10 protein-coding genes, 1 tRNA gene and 15 pseudogenes are annotated in these 19,186 nt (G+C 73.3%); 14 read left to right on the plus strand and 12 right to left on the minus strand.

The annotated features are described in order from the left end of the window. Window positions 1–243 precede the first annotated feature (243 nt). From UK94_RS19405 to UK94_RS58350, 3 genes and pseudogenes are all read right to left on the minus strand, one after another. The gene (locus UK94_RS19405; RefSeq protein WP_041939006.1) at window positions 244–975 is read right to left on the minus strand and encodes a response regulator transcription factor; all 732 of its coding nucleotides are present in this window, start codon (window positions 973–975) and stop codon (window positions 244–246) included. 176 nt (window positions 976–1,151) lie between these two features. Next, on the minus strand, window positions 1,152–1,762 hold a 611-nt coding region (locus UK94_RS58345), incomplete at its 5' end, for a mechanosensitive ion channel (RefSeq protein ID WP_235488739.1). A 1-nt stretch (window position 1,763) separates the two neighbouring features. Beyond that, window positions 1,764–2,447, minus strand: a pseudogene (locus UK94_RS58350) (mechanosensitive ion channel); the annotation flags it as partial. A gap of 476 nt (window positions 2,448–2,923) precedes the next feature. Between UK94_RS58350 and UK94_RS19415 the strand changes: the two are divergent. From UK94_RS19415 to UK94_RS19420, 3 genes and pseudogenes are all read left to right on the plus strand, one after another. Beyond that, window positions 2,924–3,439, plus strand: a complete 516-nt coding sequence (locus UK94_RS19415; RefSeq protein ID WP_009739884.1) for an HNH endonuclease — start codon at window positions 2,924–2,926, stop codon at window positions 3,437–3,439. Between the two features lie 66 nt (window positions 3,440–3,505). Next, window positions 3,506–3,985 (plus strand): NAD(P)H-binding protein (locus UK94_RS58355; RefSeq protein ID WP_235488741.1); only part of this gene is annotated, 480 nt, incomplete at its 3' end. A gap of 1 nt (window position 3,986) precedes the next feature. Beyond that, window positions 3,987–5,173, plus strand: a pseudogene (locus UK94_RS19420) (SDR family oxidoreductase); the annotation flags it as partial. Window positions 5,174–5,218: 45 nt separating this feature from the next. Here the strand turns inward: UK94_RS19420 and UK94_RS19425 are convergent. Next, window positions 5,219–7,480 (minus strand): SpoIIE family protein phosphatase, encoded by a 2,262-nt coding sequence (locus UK94_RS19425; protein ID WP_235488743.1) that lies wholly within the window; start codon window positions 7,478–7,480, stop codon window positions 5,219–5,221. Between the two features lie 503 nt (window positions 7,481–7,983). Here UK94_RS19425 and UK94_RS58360 point away from each other — a divergent pair. The 6 genes and pseudogenes from UK94_RS58360 to UK94_RS58385 all read left to right on the plus strand — a co-directional run. Next, a partial coding sequence (locus tag UK94_RS58360) for an alpha-amylase family glycosyl hydrolase (RefSeq protein ID WP_268761509.1) occupies window positions 7,984–8,688 on the plus strand: 705 nt, incomplete at its 3' end. Between the two features lies 1 nt (window position 8,689). Beyond that, window positions 8,690–9,766: pseudogene (locus tag UK94_RS58365) on the plus strand (alpha-amylase family glycosyl hydrolase); the annotation flags it as partial. 27 nt (window positions 9,767–9,793) lie between these two features. Continuing rightward, window positions 9,794–9,909 (plus strand): annotated as a pseudogene (locus UK94_RS58370) (globin); the annotation flags it as partial. 1 nt (window position 9,910) lies between these two features. After that, window positions 9,911–10,062: pseudogene (locus tag UK94_RS58375) on the plus strand (globin); the annotation flags it as partial. A 1-nt stretch (window position 10,063) separates the two neighbouring features. Beyond that, window positions 10,064–10,129: pseudogene (locus UK94_RS58380) on the plus strand (globin); the annotation flags it as partial. Between the two features lies 1 nt (window position 10,130). Continuing rightward, window positions 10,131–10,231: pseudogene (locus tag UK94_RS58385) on the plus strand (globin); the annotation flags it as partial. A gap of 78 nt (window positions 10,232–10,309) precedes the next feature. On the opposite strand, the gene UK94_RS58390 reads toward UK94_RS58385, so the two are convergent. The 4 genes and pseudogenes from UK94_RS58390 to UK94_RS58405 all read right to left on the minus strand — a co-directional run. After that, window positions 10,310–10,879 (minus strand): ATP-binding cassette domain-containing protein (locus UK94_RS58390; RefSeq protein ID WP_235488745.1); only part of this gene is annotated, 570 nt, incomplete at its 5' end. 1 nt (window position 10,880) lies between these two features. After that, window positions 10,881–11,370 (minus strand): annotated as a pseudogene (locus UK94_RS58395) (ATP-binding cassette domain-containing protein); the annotation flags it as partial. A gap of 1 nt (window position 11,371) precedes the next feature. Further along, window positions 11,372–11,607 (minus strand): annotated as a pseudogene (locus tag UK94_RS58400) (ATP-binding cassette domain-containing protein); the annotation flags it as partial. A 1-nt stretch (window position 11,608) separates the two neighbouring features. After that, window positions 11,609–11,992 (minus strand): annotated as a pseudogene (locus UK94_RS58405) (ATP-binding cassette domain-containing protein); the annotation flags it as partial. Between the two features lie 331 nt (window positions 11,993–12,323). On the opposite strand from UK94_RS58405, the pseudogene UK94_RS19445 reads away from it, so the two are divergent. Next, window positions 12,324–13,522 (plus strand): annotated as a pseudogene (locus UK94_RS19445) (DUF1254 domain-containing protein); the annotation flags it as partial. 791 nt (window positions 13,523–14,313) lie between these two features. Here UK94_RS19445 and UK94_RS74395 read toward each other — a convergent pair. The 3 genes and pseudogenes from UK94_RS74395 to UK94_RS19455 form a co-directional block, all read right to left on the minus strand. Then, a pseudogene (locus UK94_RS74395) lies at window positions 14,314–14,978 on the minus strand (hypothetical protein); the annotation flags it as partial. A 1-nt stretch (window position 14,979) separates the two neighbouring features. Continuing rightward, a pseudogene (locus UK94_RS76250) lies at window positions 14,980–15,847 on the minus strand (hypothetical protein); the annotation flags it as partial. A gap of 17 nt (window positions 15,848–15,864) precedes the next feature. Further along, entirely contained in the window at window positions 15,865–16,584 is a 720-nt protein-coding gene (locus UK94_RS19455) for a single-stranded DNA-binding protein (protein ID WP_055750972.1), read from the minus strand. 399 nt (window positions 16,585–16,983) lie between these two features. On the opposite strand from UK94_RS19455, the gene UK94_RS58415 reads away from it, so the two are divergent. The 4 genes and pseudogenes from UK94_RS58415 to UK94_RS19465 form a co-directional block, all read left to right on the plus strand. Further along, window positions 16,984–17,425 (plus strand): aldo/keto reductase (locus tag UK94_RS58415; protein ID WP_235488746.1); only part of this gene is annotated, 442 nt, incomplete at its 3' end. Window positions 17,426–17,434: 9 nt separating this feature from the next. Next, a pseudogene (locus UK94_RS58420) lies at window positions 17,435–17,491 on the plus strand (hypothetical protein); the annotation flags it as partial. Between the two features lies 1 nt (window position 17,492). Then, window positions 17,493–17,883: pseudogene (locus UK94_RS58425) on the plus strand (aldo/keto reductase); the annotation flags it as partial. A gap of 238 nt (window positions 17,884–18,121) precedes the next feature. Beyond that, window positions 18,122–18,194 (plus strand) — tRNA-Arg (locus UK94_RS19465). Between the two features lie 159 nt (window positions 18,195–18,353). On the opposite strand, the gene UK94_RS58430 is transcribed toward UK94_RS19465, so the two are convergent. Beyond that, a partial coding sequence (locus UK94_RS58430) for an acyltransferase family protein (protein ID WP_235488748.1) occupies window positions 18,354–19,177 on the minus strand: 824 nt, incomplete at its 5' end. Window positions 19,178–19,186 lie beyond the last annotated feature (9 nt).

Below are 19,186 nucleotides of genomic sequence, written 5' to 3' on the forward strand. Positions count from 1 at the left end.
GCGAGGAGAACCTGAGCCGGGACCGCTGCTTCGGCCCGACCCGGGCGGCGAACCCGGCTCGCGGGGCGGCGCCCCCCGGCAGGCCGGACTCACCCCCGGCGGGCGCACCACCACCGACCGGTCCGCCGGCACCACCGACCGGTCCGCCGGTACCGGCACCGGCGGGCGCCGGAAAGGTGGGCAACGGCCGCCCCCAGGACGGCGGCGCCGCACCGCGTGCCGGCGAACCGCCGCCGGCTCGCGTCACCCGCGGTCCCCCGCCGGCTCACGCAGCACGTAACCGACACCGCGCACGGTGTGCAGCAGCCGCGGTTCGCCGCCCGCTTCGAGCTTGCGTCGCAGGTAGCTCACGAAGACCTCCAGCGAGTTGGAGGTGGGGCCGAAGTCGTAGCCCCAGACCCTCTCCATGATCATTGAGCGGGACAGCACCTGCCGCGGATGGCTGAGGAACAGCTCCAGCAGTTCGAACTCGGTCTTGGTCAGGGTCAGTTCCCGCTCGCCCCGAGTCACCTGCCGGCTGGCCTGATCCAGGCTCACGCCGCCGTAGCGCAGCACCGAGTCGGCGAGCGCACCCGGCCCGCCGGCGCCGCCCGCCCCGGCGGCCCGGGCGGCGAGCGCCGCCCGGCGGGTCAGCGCCCGCAGCCGGGCGAACAACTCCTCCAGCGCGAACGGTTTGACCAGGTAGTCGTCGGCGCCGACGTCGAGACCGCTGACCCGATCGGCCAGGCCGTCCCGCGCGGTCAGCATGAGCACCGGGACGTCGTCGCCGCGGGCCCGCAACTGGCGGCAGGTCTCCAGCCCGTCGATGCGAGGCATCATCACGTCGAGGACCACGATGTCCGGCTGGTCACGGCACACCGCGTCGAGGGCGTCCGCGCCGTCGACCGCGGTCGTCACCTCATAACCCTCGAACCGGAGCGAGCGCTCCAGGGACTCCCGGACAGCCGCGTCGTCGTCCACCACCAGTACCCGCACGGTTCCAGTCTGCCTGGGCACGAGGGGCAGATGGACGGCTGCCGGGCCGTCTCAGGAACACCTACCGCGATCTTCAGGCCGGCTTCAGCCGGCCCGCCGGCCCGGATCCCCGGCTGCGACGGGGATCCGCCGGTGGCGCGGCGGTCCGGCGGCGCACGGCGAGGCCCCGGACGGGCTCACCCGGAACGCGACGGGCTCGGCGGGTCCAGCCGCGGCCGCGGCAGGTCCTCGGTGATCGAGCCGCCCGGCAGCCCCGCCCCCGAGCCGTCGTCCTCGGCCTCGTCGTCGTCGCGCTCCTCCTCCTCGTCGTCGTCGACCACGGTCACCTCGCTGCGCTGGACGGTGCCGAGGGCGATGCCGGCGTCGCTGAGCGCCGTGCGCACCCGCTCCCGCAGCTCGCGGGCCACCTCCCACTGTTTCAGCGGCTGGGTCTTGATCGCGAGACGCAGGGAGTAGCCGTCGGCGGTCATGGTCTCCATGCCCCACACCTCCGGCTCGGCGAGGATGAGACTGCTCCATCGGGGGTCCGCCCACAACTCGTCGGCGGTGCGGCCGAGCACCCGCTTGGCCTCGCCGACCTCGGTGTCGTAGTCGAGCGGGACATCGAGCACGGTCCTCGCCCATTGCTGACTCTTGTTACCGATCCGGGTGATCTCACCATTACGGACGTACCAGACGGTTCCCTCGACATCCCGCAGCCTCGTCATCCGCAGGCTCACCGCCTCGACGGTGCCCGAGACGGCGCCGACGTCGATGACGTCACCCACGCCGTACTGGTCTTCGAGCANCATGAACATCCCGGACAGGAAGTCGCGGACGAGGTTCTGCGCGCCGAAACCGACGGCGATTCCCAGGACGCCGGCACTCGCGACGATGGGCGCGAGATTGATGCCCAGCTCACCCAGGATGCTCAGGAATGCCAGGCCGAAGACGAAGATGGAGGTCACGCTGCGCAGCAGCGAACCGACTGTCGCGGCCCGCTGCCGGCGCCTTTCCATCAGCACCGTCGGATCCCCGAACGCGCCCAGCAGCGTCCCGGCACGGGAACCACGGAAGAGCCCGCCGCCGCCCCCGGAACCGGCCCGTTCCGTGGTCCGTCGGATGAACCTGTGCAGCAGCGCCCGCACCACGAGGGCGATCAGCAGGATGAGGATGATCCTGATCGGGGTGCCCAGGAACACCTCGGCGCCGGAGGCAAGATAGTTACTGTGCGTAGCGTTGTAGACGGTCCGACAGAGGAGGCCGGGACTGGTCCCGCAGGCGTCGCGCAGGGCGTTGGCGACCCCCTCGAGCGAGACCAGCGGATCGGTCGTCGCCGACGGACTCGGCGAGGGTGACGGGGCTGCCGTCGCGGCGGCGGACAGCGGGCCCGCCGACGCGGCGGGCGACGGCGAGGCGGACAGCAGCATCCCCAGGCCGGGGATGAGCGGTTGGGCCAGCAGGGACGGGGCGGGCGTCACGACGTCGGTCATCCTTCCTGTTGGTTCCGTCGGTCATGGCGGCATCGGCGGTCACGGCGGTGTCGGCTTGCCGTGGGCGGTCAGGGCGACCGCGGGCGGCGGTCGTGGCGGCCCTGGCGGTCGCGACACCACCGGGGCGGCCGATCCGCGGCATGGCGCGCCCATGCTCGGGGGGCGACGATCGAGATCAGTCTCGCCCATGGGGACGGCCCATCGGTGCCCACCCCCGGAGCAGGCCAACGGGCGACCACGCGCCGCCATGATGACCCCGCTCACACTGGATCGACGGAGAGTGGCCAAAAGCTCACCGATTGATGGGCGGAGAGTGACAAAGGCCACCAGATATGTGCAGCGCCACGGCACAAAAGCCGATGACCATGCAAACAGGCTCGCGTTCTGCCNCCGAAGACGGTTGACTGTCCATTGTCACCGGAGACGCTTGGGCAGAACGGCCCGCAAAGGGCCCTCGGTGGGCAGGAGGTCGGCGCGTGGCGGAGGCGCTGGTTCTCAATGCCACGTACGAGCCTCTGTGCGTGGTGTCGCAAAGGCGCGCGCTTGTCCTGGTCCTGACCGACAAGGCCGTGATGGTCGAATCGGCGGGCCAGGTTCTTCGGTCCTCGACGACGTCCGTCGACGTCCCGATCGTGGTCCGGTTAGCGCGTTTCGTCCGGGTGCCATACCGCTCGCAGGTCCCGCTGACCCGCAAGGGTGTGCTGGCGCGCGATCATCACCGGTGCGTGTACTGCAATGCGCCGGCAACATCGCTGGACCACGTCATTCCACGCTCCCGTGGGGGCGCGCACGTGTGGGAGAACGTCGTGGCGGCCTGCGGTCGCTGCAACCATGTCAAAGCCGACCGCGCCGTGGCTGATCTTGGCTGGCGGCTCCGCACGGCCCCCCGAGCGCCGAGCGGAGCCGCCTGGCGCATTCTGGGGTCCCGACGGATGGATCCGCGCTGGTCGGCCTACCTGAGCACGGACGTGACCGAGGCCGCCTCCGCCTGAGGCACCGGCGGCACCTGGCCCGACCGGTCCCGGGTACGCGTCGTCGGCGCTGGGCAGGTAGGCGGTGTGCGCATCCTCGTCACCGGGGCGACCGGCTACATCGGTGGCCGGCTCGCCCCCCGCCTGCTCGACCAGGGGTACGACGTGCGGGCGATGACCCGCGATCCGGCCCGCCTGCGCGGCGTCCCCTGGGCGGCCCGGGCGCAGGTGGTCCAGGCCGACGCCCGCGACCCGGCCTCCCTGCCGGCGGCGATGTCCGGTGTCGACGTCGCCTACTACCTCATCCACTCCATCGACGCGGGCGGGGACTTCTCCGCGGTGGACCGCCAGGCGGCGAGCGCCTTCGCCGCCGCCGCCCGCTCGGCCGGGGTGCGGCGCATCGTCTACCTCGGCGGGCTCAGCCCGGCGGGCGGCGAGGAGGGCCTGTCCGCGCATCTGAGCTCCCGCCAGGAGGTCGCGAGGATCCTGCTGGACTCCGGGGTCCCCACCATCGTGCTGCGGGCGGCGGTCATCATCGGCAGCGGCAGTGCGTCGTTCGAGATGCTGNGCTACCTCACCGAACGGCTGCCGGTGATGCTGACCCCCCGCTGGGTGCGCACCCGCATCCAGCCGATCGCGGTCCGCGACGTGCTGTACTACCTGATCGGCGCGCTGGGGGTGCCCACGGAGGTCAACCGGTCGTTCGACGTGGGCGACCCGGACATCCTGACCTACGCGGAGATGATGCAGCGTTTCGCGGCGGTGGAGGGGCTGCGCAGGCGGATCATCATCCCGGTGCCGGTGCTGTCGCCCGGGCTGTCCTCGCTGTGGGTCGGCGTCGTCACCCCGGTGCCCAAGGCCATCGCAAAGCCCCTGGTCCGGTCGCTGCGCACCGAGGTCGTGGTCCGCGACGGGCACGCGGTACGTCGGTGGATCCCGGACCCGCCGGACGGGCTGATGCCCTTCGACACCGCGGCCGCCTACGCGCTCGCCCGCGTCCGCGAACGCGGCGTCGAGACCCGCTGGTCGACGGCGGTCTGGCCGACCCGCTCGCCCACCCGGACCGCGCGGCGGGCCGCCCGGCCGAAGCCGGTGGAGACCACCGCGAAGGCGGCCGGGACCGCAGAGCCGGCAGGGACCGTGCGGACCGCCGGGACCCTGTCGCCGTCGATCCTGGGGACCGCGGCCGGCCGCGGCAGCGTGACCTGCGCCCCCCGCCCGCCCGGCGAGCCGACCTTCACGGATCCGCACTGGACCGGCGGGGCGCTCTACGTCGACGAGCGCAGCATGCCGGTGGCCGCCCCGCCAAACCGGCTCTGGCGGGTCATCGAGGGCATCGGCGGCGAGAACGGCTGGTACTCGTGGCCGCTGGCCTGGTCGGCCCGCGGCTGGCTGGACACCGTGCTGGGGGGCGTCGGCCTGCGCCGCGGCCGGCGGGACCCGCAGCGGGTGCGCGTCGGCGAGGCGCTGGACTTCTGGCGCGTCGAGGAGATCGAGCCCGGCCGGCTGCTGCGGTTGCGGGCGGAGATGAAGATGCCCGGCGACGGCTGGCTGGAGCTGCGTGCCGCCGTCGGCGACGACGGCGGCACGGTCTACCGGCAGCGGGCCATCTTCCTGCCCCGCGGGCTGCCCGGCCAGCTCTACTGGTGGGCGGTCAGCCCCTTCCACGCGGCCGTGTTCGGCGGCATGCTGCGCAACATCGTGCGTACCGCCGAGGCGACCCGGGTGTCCCCCGCAGCGACCGCTCGCCGCTGAGAGACGGACGGCGCTGAGGGCCGGGCGGCGCTGAGGGCCCGGTGGTCAGCTCCAGCCCCGGCCCTGGGCCGGCGGGTCGGGGGGCAACGGCCCGAGCCCCGGGGGGCCCGACATCGGCGGCGGTTCGGAGCCGGCCGGCAGCCGGCCCCCGATGCCACGTCCCGGCCCGTCGGGAATCTCGATGTCGAACCAGACGCGCTTACCGCCCGGGGTCGTCTCGACGCCCCAGGCCAGCGACAGCGCCTCCACCAGCAGCAGGCCCCAGCCCGACTCGGGGTCGGGCTTGTTCGCCGCCGCCGCACCCGGACGCGGCAGGTGGCCGCCCTCGCGGTCCTCGACGCTGATCCGCAGCCGGCCCGGCTCCAGCGACGCCCGCAGCACCAGGTCGCTGCGCGCGTGCAGAACCGCGTTCGTCACCACCTCGCTGACCAGCAGGGTCGCGTCCTCGACCGAGGTGATGCCGTAGTCGAGCATCACGTCGCGCATCGCCATCCGAGCCTGGCCGGCCGAGGCGGCCACCGCGGGCAGCGCCAGCTCGAGCAGCGGCGGGTTCACCGCCTGGGTGGTCAGCACCACCATGGCCGTGTCGTCGTCGGTGCGGGCCGGCAGGTCGGCGGCGATCAGGCACCGTTCGAGCAGCGAGCGGGCCGTCTCCTCGGCCGGACCCTCGCCCGTGCCGGCGACCGTGTCCGGGCCGAACCAGCTCCGCGCGGCGAAGCTGTCGCCGCGGGCGCGGCGGCGCCGATCCGCCCCGGCGCGGCGTTCGCCCCCGACACGGCGATCCGGGCCGGTGCGCCGGTCCCGGCCGCTGCGACGGTCGGCCATGCCCGGCGGCGGGCCGAGGGAGGGTCCGGGCGCCCGCCGATCGACCCAGGCGCCGGTCGACGCCTCGCCGGGCCTGCCGGAGCCGCCGGCCAGGGTGCCGCCCGACGCGTCCCCCCCTGCGGCGTCCGCGGCGTTGCCGTTCGCCGCGGCCTGGCCGGCCCGCGCGGCGGCCACCCGGGCACGCTGCTCGATCAACCCGCGGCGCAGGTTCTCCAGGCCGTCGACCAGCGGCCGGCGCCGCGACTCCACCAGCCCGTCGGTGAACATCACCAGCGCCGAACCCGGCGGCAGGGTCACCGTCGTCTCGCTGAAGCCGCCGCCCTCGCCGACGCCGAGCGGCAGGCCGGGGTCGAGCACCAGATAGTCCGGGTCCTCGTCGGGCAGGATCACCAGCGGGGCCGGATGCCCGGCGCTGGCGATGGTCGCCCGGCCGGTGTGCCGGTCGTAGACCGCGTAGATGCAGGTGGCGAGCTGCAGGCCGGGCAGCAGGCCGACGACCCGGTCCAGCCGGGTGAGGACCTCCGCGGGGCACCAGTCCTCCAGCGCGTAGGCCCGCAGCGCCGCGCGGAGCTGGCCCATCACCGCGGCGGCCCGCAGACCGCGGCCCATCACGTCGCCGATGGCGACCCCCACCCGGCCGCCGGACAGCGGGATCACGTCGTAGAGGTCGCCGCCGACCTCGGTGCCCGCCGTCCCCGGCCGGTACTCCATGGCGATCTCGACACCCTCGAGGGCGGGTGGATGGGCCGGCAGCAGCGAGCGCTGCAGGGTCAACGCCGACTCCTGGGCCTCCTTGAAGCGCAGGGCGTTCTCCAGCGCCAGGGCGCCGCGGCGGGCCAGATCCTCCAGCAGGGTGACCTCGGCGTTGGTGTAGAAGCCCTCGCGCCGGCCGACGGTGATGGCGCCGAGGATCCGCCCGTGCACCGACAGCGGCACGTTCACCGTCGGGCCGCCCTGGATGCGACGGAACTGCTGGTAGGCGAGCTCGTGCGGGAACGACATCTTGGCTCGTAGATCGTCGAAATCGGGCAGGCAGTAGGTCTGCCCGTTGCGCAGCACGACGCCGGGCGGGAACTCGTCGGCGAGCCTGGGCGGGCGGGTGGCGACGATCGCCCGCATGATCTTGTCGACCTTCGGGTCGACGAAGACGGTGGCACCCAGCCGCACGTCGTCGCCGTCGCGGACCCAGACCATCGCGCCGGTGCCGAAGCGGGGCACCGCGAGCCCGGCGAGCAGGTCGGGGACGTGCTCCGGATCGAGGGTGCCGCCAAGGACGAGCCCGGCGTCGGCCAGGAACGACGCCGGCGAGCCCTCCGGCCCGTCCCGGCCGTCGCCGCTCGGCCCGCCCCACAGGACGCGGACGATCCCCCGGGCGCCGCGCAGGCCCGCGGACGCCGAGCGGCGCACCTGCTGCGACATCCGGGCGGCCGCCTGCGAACCCAGGGCGATCCCGGCATCCGCCGCGGCGGTGATTGCGGACATGCCGGACGAACTCCCAGTGACGGGTTCGGACGTCGGGGCTGGATCCCCCCGCCCCCGACCGAATCCGACTCCCGGGACTGTGCCGTAACGGCCAGTCACCTCGTCCACCCGCGGAAGTCTAGTTCGGTAACCGGATATCGCGCATCGCGAGAACGTCGACCCGAGCCGGGAGCAGTACCCCATCGCCATCCCTTCGCGCGCTCAGACCGGGTTTGCCGCCGCCGAGCCGCCACCGGAGGAGCATGTGTCGCACCAGGACGGCCGTCCGACCGACCGCACCCGGAAGGTCGCGGCGGTGGGACAGCCCGGGGCCGCCGGCCCGGACAGGGCCCCGCGTACAGGCGGGGCGGCGGGTCCGGGCGGGGCAGGCCCGACGGGGCCGGGGTGCTCGGTGCGCCGCCGGAGGCCAGGAGGGACGGCGGGTCCGTCGGCGTCCCGGCGTCGGCGACGGCGCCCGGGTGGGTATCGGTCCCCGCAGGACCAAGGGCATCAGGAAGGATCACATGGGGATACATCATTCCAGTACTGACTATTCCACGATTGGATCGAGTTCTGGTAACAGGGGGGAAACCCCCCGTTCGGCTCCGGCCGGTGTCGGCAACCGGAATGCCGAGTGGTGGCGGCGGGCGGTGCTGTACGAGGTCTACCTGCGCAGCTTCGCCGACTCGGACGGCGACGGCGTCGGGGACCTCACCGGCCTGCGCCAGCACCTGCCGGTCCTCGCCGAGCTGGGCGTCGACGCCCTGTGGATCACACCCTTCTACCCGTCGCCGATGGCCGACCACGGCTACGACGTCGCCGACCACCGCGAGGTCGACCCGCTGTTCGGCAGCCTCGCCGATCTCGACGCGCTGCTCGCCGACGCCGCCGACGCCGGTCTCGCCGTCCTCGTCGATCTGGTCCCGAACCATTCCAGCTCGGCGCATCCGGCCTTCCAGGCGGCGCTGGCGGCCCCGGCGGGCGGACCCGAGCGGGAGCTGTACATCTTCCGGGACGGGCGGGGAGCGGACGGCGGCGAGCCCCCGAACAACTGGGTGTCCGTCTTCGGCGGTCCGGCCTGGACCCGGGTCGGCGACGGCCAGTGGTACCTGCACCTGTTCGACGCCGAGCAACCCGACTGGAACTGGGACCATCCCGCCGTGCGGGCCGATCACGAGGCGACCCTGCGCTTCTGGCTCGACCGGGGCGTCGACGGCTTCCGCATCGACNTCAGCCACGGCCTGGTCAAGGACGGCGAGCTGCGCGACAACCCACCCGGCCCGGTGATCGACGGCAGCGGGTTCCGGGAGGAGGGCGAACCGCGGGTCTGGGACCAGGACGGCGTGCACGAGATCTACCGGACCTGGCGGACGATCACCGACGAGTACGCCGCCCGGGACGGCCGGCCCCGGGTGCTGATCGGCGAGACCTGGGTGCGCGACCCGGCCCGCCTGGCCCGCTACGTCCGCCCCGACGAGCTGCACCTGACGTTCTCGTTCTCCCTGCTGACCGTCCCGTGGTCGGCGGCGGACTGGCGGACGGTGATCGACGCCGAACGCGCGGCGCTTGCGGCGGTCGGCGCGCCGGCCACCTGGGTGCTGGCCAACCACGACGTGGTGCGTCCGGTGACCCGCTACGGGGGCGGGGAGGTCGGCACCCGCCGCGCCCGGGCGGCGCTGCTGACCCTGCTCGCGCTGCCCGGCGTCGCCGTGCTCTACCAGGGCGACGAGCTGGCGCTGCCGCAGGCCGACGTGCCGCCGGCGGCCCGCCAGGACCCGGCGTGGACCCGCTCGGGGGGCACGGTGGCGGGCCGGGACGGCGCCCGCGTGCCGCTGCCCTGGTCCGGCGACGCGCCGCCGTACGGGTTCACCGTGGACGGCGTCGAGCCGTGGCTGCCGCAGCCGGCCGACTGGGCCGGGTTCGCGGTGCTCGCCCAGGCCGCGGATCCGCTGTCGACCTGGCTGCTCACGCGCGGGGCGCTCGCGCTGCGCCGGGCCCTGCCGCATCTGCGCGGCGACGAGCTGCGCTGGCGCGACGACGCACCCGCGGGCTGCCTCGCCTTCGACCGGACGACCGCCGAACGGGAGACCGCCGAACGGGCGACCGCCGAACGGGAGACCGCCGAACGGGCGACCCCGGGGTCGCCCACCTCGGTGGGGGCGGCGCGTATGACGTGTGTGACGGCGATGGGGCGGGAGGTGACGATCGACCTGAGCGGCCGGCTGGTGCTTGCGAGCGGACCTGTGGCTTACGACGGCGCGACGCTGACGCTGCCACCGGACACCACGGCGTGGGTCGCGCCCCGTGNGGGCTGAGAGCGCTGCGGCGGGCCGGATGCGCGCCGATGTGACGCACAATGGAGGCGTGAGCCAGCCCCCCACACCGGCCCAGCCCACCACCACGACCTTCTTCGACGCGGTCGGTGGTGAACCGACGTTCCGCAGGCTGGTNGCGCGGTTCTACCAGGGGGTGGCGAACGATCCGGTGCTGCGTCCGCTGTATCCGGAGGACGACCTGGCGGGGGCGGAGGATCGCCTGCGCCTGTTCCTCATCCAGTACTGGGGCGGCCCGAGCGACTACCAGGAGCTGCGGGGCCACCCGCGNCTGCGGATGCGGCACGTGCCGTTCGCGATCGGCCCGGCGCAGCGCGACGCGTGGCTCGTCGTGATGNGCGCGGCGGTCGACTCCCTGGGCCTGCCGCCCGACCAGTACAAGACGCTCTGGGACTACCTGCAGATGGCGGCGAACTCGCTGCAGAACCGCGCCGACTGAGCCCGCCGACGACGGCACCGCCGACGACAGCACCGCCGCCACCCGGGCTGCTTTCCCGGCCCGGGTGGCGGCGAGGCGTCAGTCGCGCGTGAGCTTGCGGTAGGTGACGCGGTGCGGGCGGGCGGCCTCCTGGCCGAGCCGCTCGATCTTGTTGGTCTCGTAGTCGGCGAAGTTGCCCTCGAACCAGAACCAGCGGGCCGGGTCCTCGTCGGTGCCCTCCCAGGCGAGGATGTGGGTGGCGACCCGGTCGAGGAACCAGCGGTCGTGGGAGACGACCACGGCGCAGCCGGCGAACTCCAGCAGCGCGTCCTCCAGCGAACGCAGGGTCTCCACGTCGAGGTCGTTGGTGGGCTCGTCGAGGAGCAGCACGTTGCCGCCGCGCTTGAGGGTCAGGGCGAGGTTGAGCCGGTTGCGCTCGCCACCGGACAGCACGCCGACGGGCTTCTGCTGGTCCGGGCCCTTGAATCCGAACGACGACACATACGCCCGGCTGGGGAAGTCGACCTTGCCGACGACGATGTGGTCGAGGCCGTCGGAGACGACCTGCCAGACGTTCTTCTTCGGGTCGAGACCGGCCCGGGACTGGTCGACGTAGGCGATGTCGACGGTGTCACCGATGACGAGGCTGCCCGCGTCGGGGGTCGCCTGNCCGGTGATCATCGTGAACAGCGTGGTCTTGCCGACCCCGTTGGGGCCGATCACGCCGACGATGCCACCACGCGGCAGGGTGAACGACAGGTCCTCGATGAGCGGACGGCCGTCGAACCCCTTGGCCAGGCCCTTGGCCTCGATGACCTGGTTGCCCAGCCGCGGGCCGGGCGGGATCTGGATGTCCTCGAAGTCGCGCGGACGAGCCCGGTCCGCCTCGGCGGCCAACTCCTCGTAGCGGGACAGACGTGACTTGCTCTTGGTCTGGCGGGCCTTCGGGTTGGAGCGGACCCACTCGAGTTCCTGGGCGAGGACCCGGCGCCGCTTGGCGTCCTTCTGGCCCTCGACCTTGAGCCGAGCGGCCTTGGCCTCCAGGTAGGTGGTGTAGTTGCCCTCGTAGGCGTGGGCACGGCCCCGGTCGAGCTCGAGAATCCAGCCGGCGACGTTGTCGAGGAAGTACCGGTCGTGGGTGACGGCGAGCACGGCGCCGGNGTAGCGGGCCAGGTGCTGCTCGAGCCAGGCGACGCTCTCCGCGTCGAGATGGTTGGTCGGTTCGTCGAGCAGCAGCAGGTCGGGCGCCTCGAGCAGCAGCTTGCACAGGGCGACCCGACGCCGTTCACCGCCGGACAGCAGCGACACGTCGGCGTCGCCCGGGGGCAGCCGCAGCGCGTCCATCGCCTGGTCGAGCTGGCTGTCGAGCTCCCAGGCGTTGGCGGCCTCGATCTTGTNGATGAGCTCGGCCTGCTCGGTGAGCAGCGAGTCGAAGTCCGCGTCGGGCGCGGACATCTTCTCGTTGATCTCCTCGTAGCGGGCGAGCACCCGACGGATCTCGCGCACCCCGTCCTCGACGTTGCCGCGAACGTCCTTGGTCTCGTCGAGCGCCGGCTCCTGGGCGAGCATGCCCACGGAGTAGCTGGGGCTGAGGATCGCCTCGCCGTTGCTCGGTTGGTCGAGCCCAGCCATGATCTTGAGCAGGGACGACTTCCCCGCCCCGTTCGGACCGACCACCCCGATCTTCGCTCCGGGCAGGAATGCCAGGGTCACGTCATCGAGGATGACCTTGTCACCGTGGGCCTTGCGCGCTTTGCGCAACTGGAAGACGTACTGCGCCATGTCGTCAACCCTAGGGCATCGCGGCGACCATCCTCGCGGCGNTGATCGGTGGCGTGACCGCCCGCCGCCGATTCGCAGCCCGTTCCCGCCCGCTGCCGCCGGCCTCGCGGCCTCGGTGGGATACCGCCACCCGATTGCGGGCACGGACGGTACGAGAGCCGACACCGGACGGCGAGAGGCGGCGGGCGGGCAGGTATGCGGGCGGATGACCACCGGTTCGGGCTGGCGGCCGAGGCGTACGTCTTCGGCTACCCGCTGGTGAGCAACGTCCGGCTGATCGGGCTGTTCGCCGCCGAGGGGATCGGGCTGCTCACACCCGCCGGGTTCAACNCCTTCGCCCACGTGCGTGACCTTCCGGGCCCGCGCTCGGCGTTCGTCGGCATCAACGCGGGCGTGCTGCACTCGGTGGCCCAGGTCGACCTCGCCCCGGGCCCGCTGCTCCTGTCCGTCCCGGACAGCGGTGACCGGTACAGCCTGCTGCTGTTCGTCGACGCCTGGCGCAACAACTTCGCCTACGCGGGGCGACGGACCGGCGCCGGGCGCGGTGGGTCCTACGTGCTCGTGCCGCCCGGCTGGACGGAGCCGACGCCACCGGACCTGATCCGCCTCGAGGCGCCCACCCGGCTGCTGACCGTGATCGGCCGCTTCGGCCTCGACGACCCTGCCGACGCCCGCCCGGTCCACCGGCTCCAGGACGAGCTCCGGCTGCGTTCCCTGGACCCGGACGCGCGCCGAGCGGAGGGACCGCCGGAGCATTCGAAGAGCGTCTGCGACGACCTGCGGTTCTGGGAGGAGCTGCGGATCTGGCTGCGGGCCTGTCCGCCGCCGCCGGCCGAGGCCGACTACGCGCGCCGCTTCGCCCCGCTCGGGATCTTTGATGATCCCTCGCCGTACGTCGATCCCGATCCGGCGCTCACCTGGTCGCTGCGCGGCGGGCTGCGCGCCGGCCGCGACGGGCTCGAGCGCGTCGCCCAGGCCGGGCGGGCGCTGAGCAACGGCTGGTCGAGCACCCCGCATGCCCTCGACTTCAACCTGGACCGCCTGGGCCCGGGCACCCGCGACGAGTCGGCCTGGCGGATGACCGACCGCGACCAGGCGCGACTGGCCCGGGCGATGGCGGCCCGTCAGCCGATCGGCGCGACCCACGGCTACGAGAGCATCGAGGCGACCTGCCTCGTGGACGTCGAGGGCCGCCGGCTGACGGGCGCCCACCGTTACGTCCTCGATCTGGCGCCGCCGCCCCCGGCGGCGGAATGGTCGGTGACGATGTACGACGCCCCCGACTACTATCTGGTGGACAATCCCCTGCACCGGTACTCCCTGGGCAGTCGCACCCGCGACCTGCGCCGCGGCCCGGACGGCTCGGTCCGTGTCCTCATCCAGAGCGACCCCCCGTCCGACGAGGCCGAGCAGGCCAACTGGCTGCCCGCGGCGACCGGCGACTTCCGTCCCACGCTGCGGATCCACAGCCCCGGCGAGGACGTGCTCGACGGCACGTACGCGCCGCCACCGATCCGCCGCGTCCACTGATCACTCGGCTCTCCCGCCTGTCCGTGGCTTCGCCCCTCGGGCGCCACCGGCGTCGGCGAGGGTGACTCGCAGCGGCGGCCGGGCACCCGTGCCGACCTCGTCGACCTGCCCCACCGACCCGAGCACCGTGACCGCGGGCTCGTCCCGGTCCGGCTCGCCGCGGCCCGCGGCGAGCCGCACGGGGAGGATCTGCTGGTCGACGGTGCGCTCGCGCCCCAGGCGGTCCGTCGCGTACAGCGTCACGGTGACGGAGGTGCCGCGACCGCCGCGCACCACCGTCGCCGTCGGGCGAGCGGGCGGTCTGCGCGCCGCACCCGCGCGGGCCGAGCCCGTGTCGTGGTCATCGACGGCGGGGTCGTTCACGGCAGCGTTGTTCACGGCAAGGTCGTTCACGTCGAGGCCGTCGTCGTCGATGGTGAACGTCAGCGACGTCGCCGTCCGCGGGTCGACCGGGAGGGACAGGCGGTCACGGCCGGCGGTGAGCACGAGCCGGGCGGACCGACTGCGGGGGGGCGCGGCGCCGGCCGCGACGGCGACGGTCGCCGCCACCCGATCCCCGGCGCGGACAGCGAGTCGCTCGACCCGCGCCGTGGACGGCGACCCGGGCGATCGGTCGTACGCAGGGGCAAGGCGCAGCAGGTAGGCCGGCCGCTCGGGGTGGTCCGCAACCACGGTCAGGTCGTCGACGCCACGGGCGATCGCGTAGAGCACCGGGTCGTCGAGATCCGGGCCGTTGGCCGTCACGGGGGTGGGATGACCGAGGAACGCCGGGTTCGCCGCGACGAACACCNGCGGCCGATCCGGCAGCCGGCGCAGCATGGCGCGCAGGTCCCGGTCGTTGCCGGTCAACGCCAGATTGTCGCGCACCGCCCCCGTGAGGACCACGATCGTCAGGGCGACGACGGCCGCCACCACCGGGACGAACGCGGCGAACCCGAGCCGGCGTCCACGGGCGACCAGGGCAGCCGCGCCCCACGCGCATCCGATCGCCCCGAGGTGCACGAGCGGGACGAGGACGGCGACCATGTAGAACGGGCCGACGAAGCGGATGCCGCCCCACAGCTCGGCGGCGTTCCACGCTCCCCAGAAGCCGACGTACCCGATCAGGAACACCAGGCCGCCGAGGCCGAGCATCGCGGCCGGCGCGGACAGCCGCCGCCGCGCTGCGGCGGCGAGCGACGCCGCCGCAAGCACGACGCCGCCGAAGGCCCAGCCGCCGAGCAGCCACAGATGGTCACCGACGGAGCTCAGGCCGTCGGTGAGGCCGAAGTCGTGCCGCCCGTCGGCCGGGTAGAGCTTGCGCAGCCCGAAGCCGATCCGATCGTCGGGTTCGAGCAGCGCGAACGGCAGGCGCAACGGGTTCCCGGTCGCCGCCGCGTTCGTGAGCAGCACGATCACCACCGGCGCGGCCAGGCCGCACATCAGCCAGCGCAGCAGCCACCAGCGCCGCCCGGCCNAGGCCACCAGCAGCCAGACCGCGAAGGGTGCCAGCAGCAGCACGACGTCGTACGGCCGCACCGCCGCGGCGACGCCCAGCGCGACCCCGGCGCCCACCACGGGAGGCGCACGGTGTGACCGCCGGCCTCGGAGCACTCCGAGCACGGTCGCCTGGAGCAGGACCAGCGCCGGCAGATAGCTGAGCACCATGGCGCTCTGCAGGAGCACCAGCGGGGACAGGGCGAGCAGGGTCGCGGCCAGCGCCGCGACCCTGCGGCTGCCCGACAGCTCGACGCCGAGCAGGTAGGTGACGACGACCGCCGCCGCGGCGATGACGGCCAGCGCCGGGTCGATGCTGCCGGCGACGAACAGGCTGGCCGCGAAGACTGCGGGCACGAAGGGCGTGTACTTCAGGACGTAGTGGTCGTCGACGACGGTGCCGAGCCACGGCAGGTAGGACTGCGCGGGACGGGGCGCGGGCGGGAACAGCCTGCCCTCGGCCAGCGTCCGGGCGTGCAACAGGTAGATGCCCTCGTCGTTGTTGACCGACAGCAGCGGGAAGACGGTGTGCCGCAGCACGACGGCCGCGACGGCGCTCAGCACGGCGAGCACCGCGACGTACCGTGCCGCGGCCGGAGCGACGGCGAGGCGCCCCCACAGGCGCCGGCCGAGGGCGTCCCCGCCCGGCCCTCCGCCACCGCCCGCGGGCACCCTTCCCCGAACCGCCCGCTGCGCCGGGACGGCCGGCGGCACCAGACCGGAGTCCGGCTCGGCGGGCGCGGGTGCGGGCCGCCTGCTCTCGTGCGGGCTGCTCACTCCCGGCACGGTACCCAGCGCCGCCGACGGCGCCGGAGGCAGGTCCACCCCACCAATACTTATTGGAGTCACAATCGGACTTAAAGTGATTAGCGCTGCTCAGCGACGGCGGAGTACGCGCGCCAGGGGGAGCCATCCACTCCCGAGCCGGACGGGAAGGGCGTCGCTCCCGTTCCTCCCCCGCTCAGGGCATCGGCCCGTGGTGCCGCCGCCCCCGGCACCAGGCCGACCGCCGACGACCCGATCGCGGCGACCCCGATCGGCTGCACGTCCCTCGTCAGGGCGGGCACCAGGCCCTGCCCTCCGCCGGTGCCCGCGACCGAGGGGACGGGCTCCGGCTGCGGCAGGCCGATCTCGGCCGACTCGCGCAGGTCGACCAGCGGACCGCCGCCGGGCAGGCTGAGCCCGGTGGCCTCGACCGGTGCGGCCGCGGGCGTCGCCGGCCGCCGGGCAAGCCGTTGCGAGCGCGCCGCGTGCCAGGTCAGCTCCGTGCCGACGGCGTCGGCGTCGATCTCGTAGCTGACGCGCCGCTCGCCCTCGCTCGTCTCGAACGAGCGCTGCCGCAGCCGGCCGTAGACCAGTGCCCGGTCCCCGCGCACGAGGCTCGCAGCGACGTTGTCGGCAAGCTGCCGCCAGCAGGACACCCGAAGGAACAGGGTGGCGCCGTCGACCCACCGGTTCTCGGATCGGTCGAAGCGGCGCGGCGTGGAGGCCAGGCGGAAGCTGCACACCGACGCACCGTTCGTCGTCGTCCGGTGCTCCGGGTCCTCGACGAGGTTGCCGACGAGGGTGATGGTCGTGTCGAGCATGGTGTGCTCCTCGGATCAGGGAGGAAGGTGCCGGCGCTGCGTCGCGCCGGCGTCGTTCCACTGTGGGCCGCCAGNAGCGACCCCGGAAGCCCCGACCGTCGGGCTGTGGATAACCGGCGACCGTCCACACCCCGCCATCCCCCGCGTATCCCCGCTTCGGACCACTGCGCCCGCGGTCGCCCGGACCCGCCCGGGCCAGACGAGCAGTAGGGACGACCGGAGCGGGAACACCGTTCCTGGACGCCCGGTTGCCGATCCGTAGGTCGGCGAGATGCCCGGCCATGGCCCGATCGGACGATGCGGCGCCTGACCCGGCGCTCACCCGCCCCACCCGACGCCCGGCGGTCACCTCTCGCCGAGGCGGTTCCCCACCAGCACCGTCGTATCCGGAGGACAGCGATGTCGACGACCACGACCAGCTCGACCACGAGCCCGGACGGCGCCCCCACGGCTGCCGGCAGCGGCACCTTCCTGCTCGGCGGCGACCTGCCGATCACCCGGCTCGGGTTCGGCGCCATGCGCATCACCGGCCCCGGCATCTGGGGTCCCCCCGCCAATCCGGCCGAGGCCCGCGCCGTGCTGCGGCGGGCGGTGGAGCTCGGCGTGGACTTCATCGACACCGCCGACTCCTACGGCCCGCACGTCAGCGAGGAGCTGATCGCCGAGGCGCTGCACCCCTACCCCGAGGGGTTGGTCATCGCGACCAAGGGCGGCCTGACCCGGCAGGGTCCGAACCGGTGGGCTCCCGTCGCTCGCCCCGCCTACCTGCGCCAGCAGGTGGAGATGTCGCTGCGCCGGCTGAAGCTGGAGCGGATCGACCTCTACCAGCTCCACCGCATCGNCCCCGACNCCCCCGTCGAGGACTCCCTCGGTGAACTGCGCGCGCTGCAGCAGGAGGGGAAGATCCNCCATATCGGCCTGTCCGAGGTCAGCGTCGCCGAGCTGGCCCACGCCCGCACCCTGGTTCCGATCGTCAGCGTGCAGAACCGCTACAACCTCGCCTACCGGACCGCCGAGGACGTCCTCGACTACTCCGACCGCGAGGGCATCGGCTTCATTCCGTGGAACCCGGTCGACACCGGCCGGCTCGCCCTTCCCGGCAGCGTTCTCGACGCCGCCGCCAAGCACCACAGCGCCAGCCCCGCCCAGCTCGCCCTCGCCTGGCTGCTGCGCCGCTCCCCCGTGATGCTGCCCATTCCGGGCACGTCGTCGGTGGCCCATCTGGAGGAGAACATCGCCGCTGCCGGCGTCGAACTCACCGATGTCGAATTCGAGGACCTGTCCCGCCTGGCCTCCTGACCCTCGGCCACCCGCGCCTCAACCTCCCGGACCTCAACCTCCCGCGCCCCGGCCTCTCGTCCTCGGTATCGCCCGGTCGGACCAGAGAACCGGGGCGCGCCCGGTCCCTCGCCGTTCCCCCGCACCTCCACGTGGTCNCCCCGACTCACCGGCCGGCGACGCGTCCCCGCGTATCCAGTACCTGGTCAGGGCTTGCTACGCTGGGCGGAGCTTCCCGGTAGGCCCCTCCTGTACCAACGCGCCCGTAGCTCAGTGGATAGAGCGAGTGCCTTCTAAGCACCAGGTCGCAGGTTCGATCCCTGCCGGGCGCACCCAGCAGGGTGTCGGTACCCCTGGCCTGCGGTTCGCGGACCATGATCCAAAAGGTCGGGTCCGCGGAGTCCTCAGACCGGATGGCAAATCTCCCACGCCCGCCTGCGCGCGGTCGTCACGCTGCTGCTACATCTCAGGTTCGACTGTTGGCCAGGACATCAGAGAATCCAGTGGAGCTGCTGGGTCCGTTCCGGGTCCAGGTGGGGGGCCGGGGGAAGCCAGCGCAGCGGCTGGGTCCGCTCGGGCTCCGACCCTGCGGCCGTGACGGTCGCAGTCCTGGCGGCGGGTGCCGCAGCGGGCCGGCGGTCGCCGTGGCGGCCTCCCTGACGGCCGCCGGCGGGGAACTTTCCGTTGAAGATCTTGCGGAGAAAGGGCGACCGCAGAATGACGAAGTGGTGGAGGGCGAAGGTCACGCCGAAGGTCAGGGCCGTGACCAGAAGCATCTGCGGCCAGCGCAGGCTCGGGTCGAACGACAGAAGCGTGGCGATGACGTAGATCCAGAAGTAGTGAAAGAGGTAGACCGTGTAGGAGGCGTCGGAAAGGTAGCGGACGGCCGGCCTGGGGCCGGGAACGAGCCGGCTCGCCACGGCGAACAGGTTGACGGTGATCGCGACGGTGAACAGGGTCCGGCTGAGTACCACGCCGGTGGACGAGGCCAGCCCGCCCACCCAGCCCCGGGTGGACGCCAGCAGCAGGACACCGGCCACGGCGAGCAGGATCGGCGCCGGCCGCTGGAAGGCCGGCAGGAGTCGCCGCCGATCCAGGTGGAGAAGCACCCCGAGAAGGAAGAACGGCAGATAGTCCAGTGTCTCCTCGACCGGGAGGTCGAGGGGATCGGAGCCGATCGCGGGCACGACGGCGGCCCGGTACCCCCCGCGCATGACGATGATGCTCACCATGACCGACACGATGATCGTGGCCATGACGCGTGGTCGACCGGTGGTTGCCCGCCGGTAGACGGGGCTGGACACGACGCGGGACANCAGGCTCA

Source organism: Frankia sp. AvcI1, from assembly GCF_001420875.1.
Lineage (GTDB): Bacteria > Actinomycetota > Actinomycetes > Frankiales > Frankiaceae > Frankia > Frankia alni.

What these genes read in the sequence shown, in the direction of transcription:
- UK94_RS19425 (WP_235488743.1), bottom strand. Translation starts at nt 7,480, where the DNA reads ATGTCCGCAATCACCGCCGCGGCGGATGCCGGGATCGCCCTGGGTTCG.
- UK94_RS19455 (WP_055750972.1), bottom strand. Translation starts at nt 16,584, where the DNA reads ATGCTCGACACGACCATCACCCTCGTCGGCAACCTCGTCGAGGACCCG.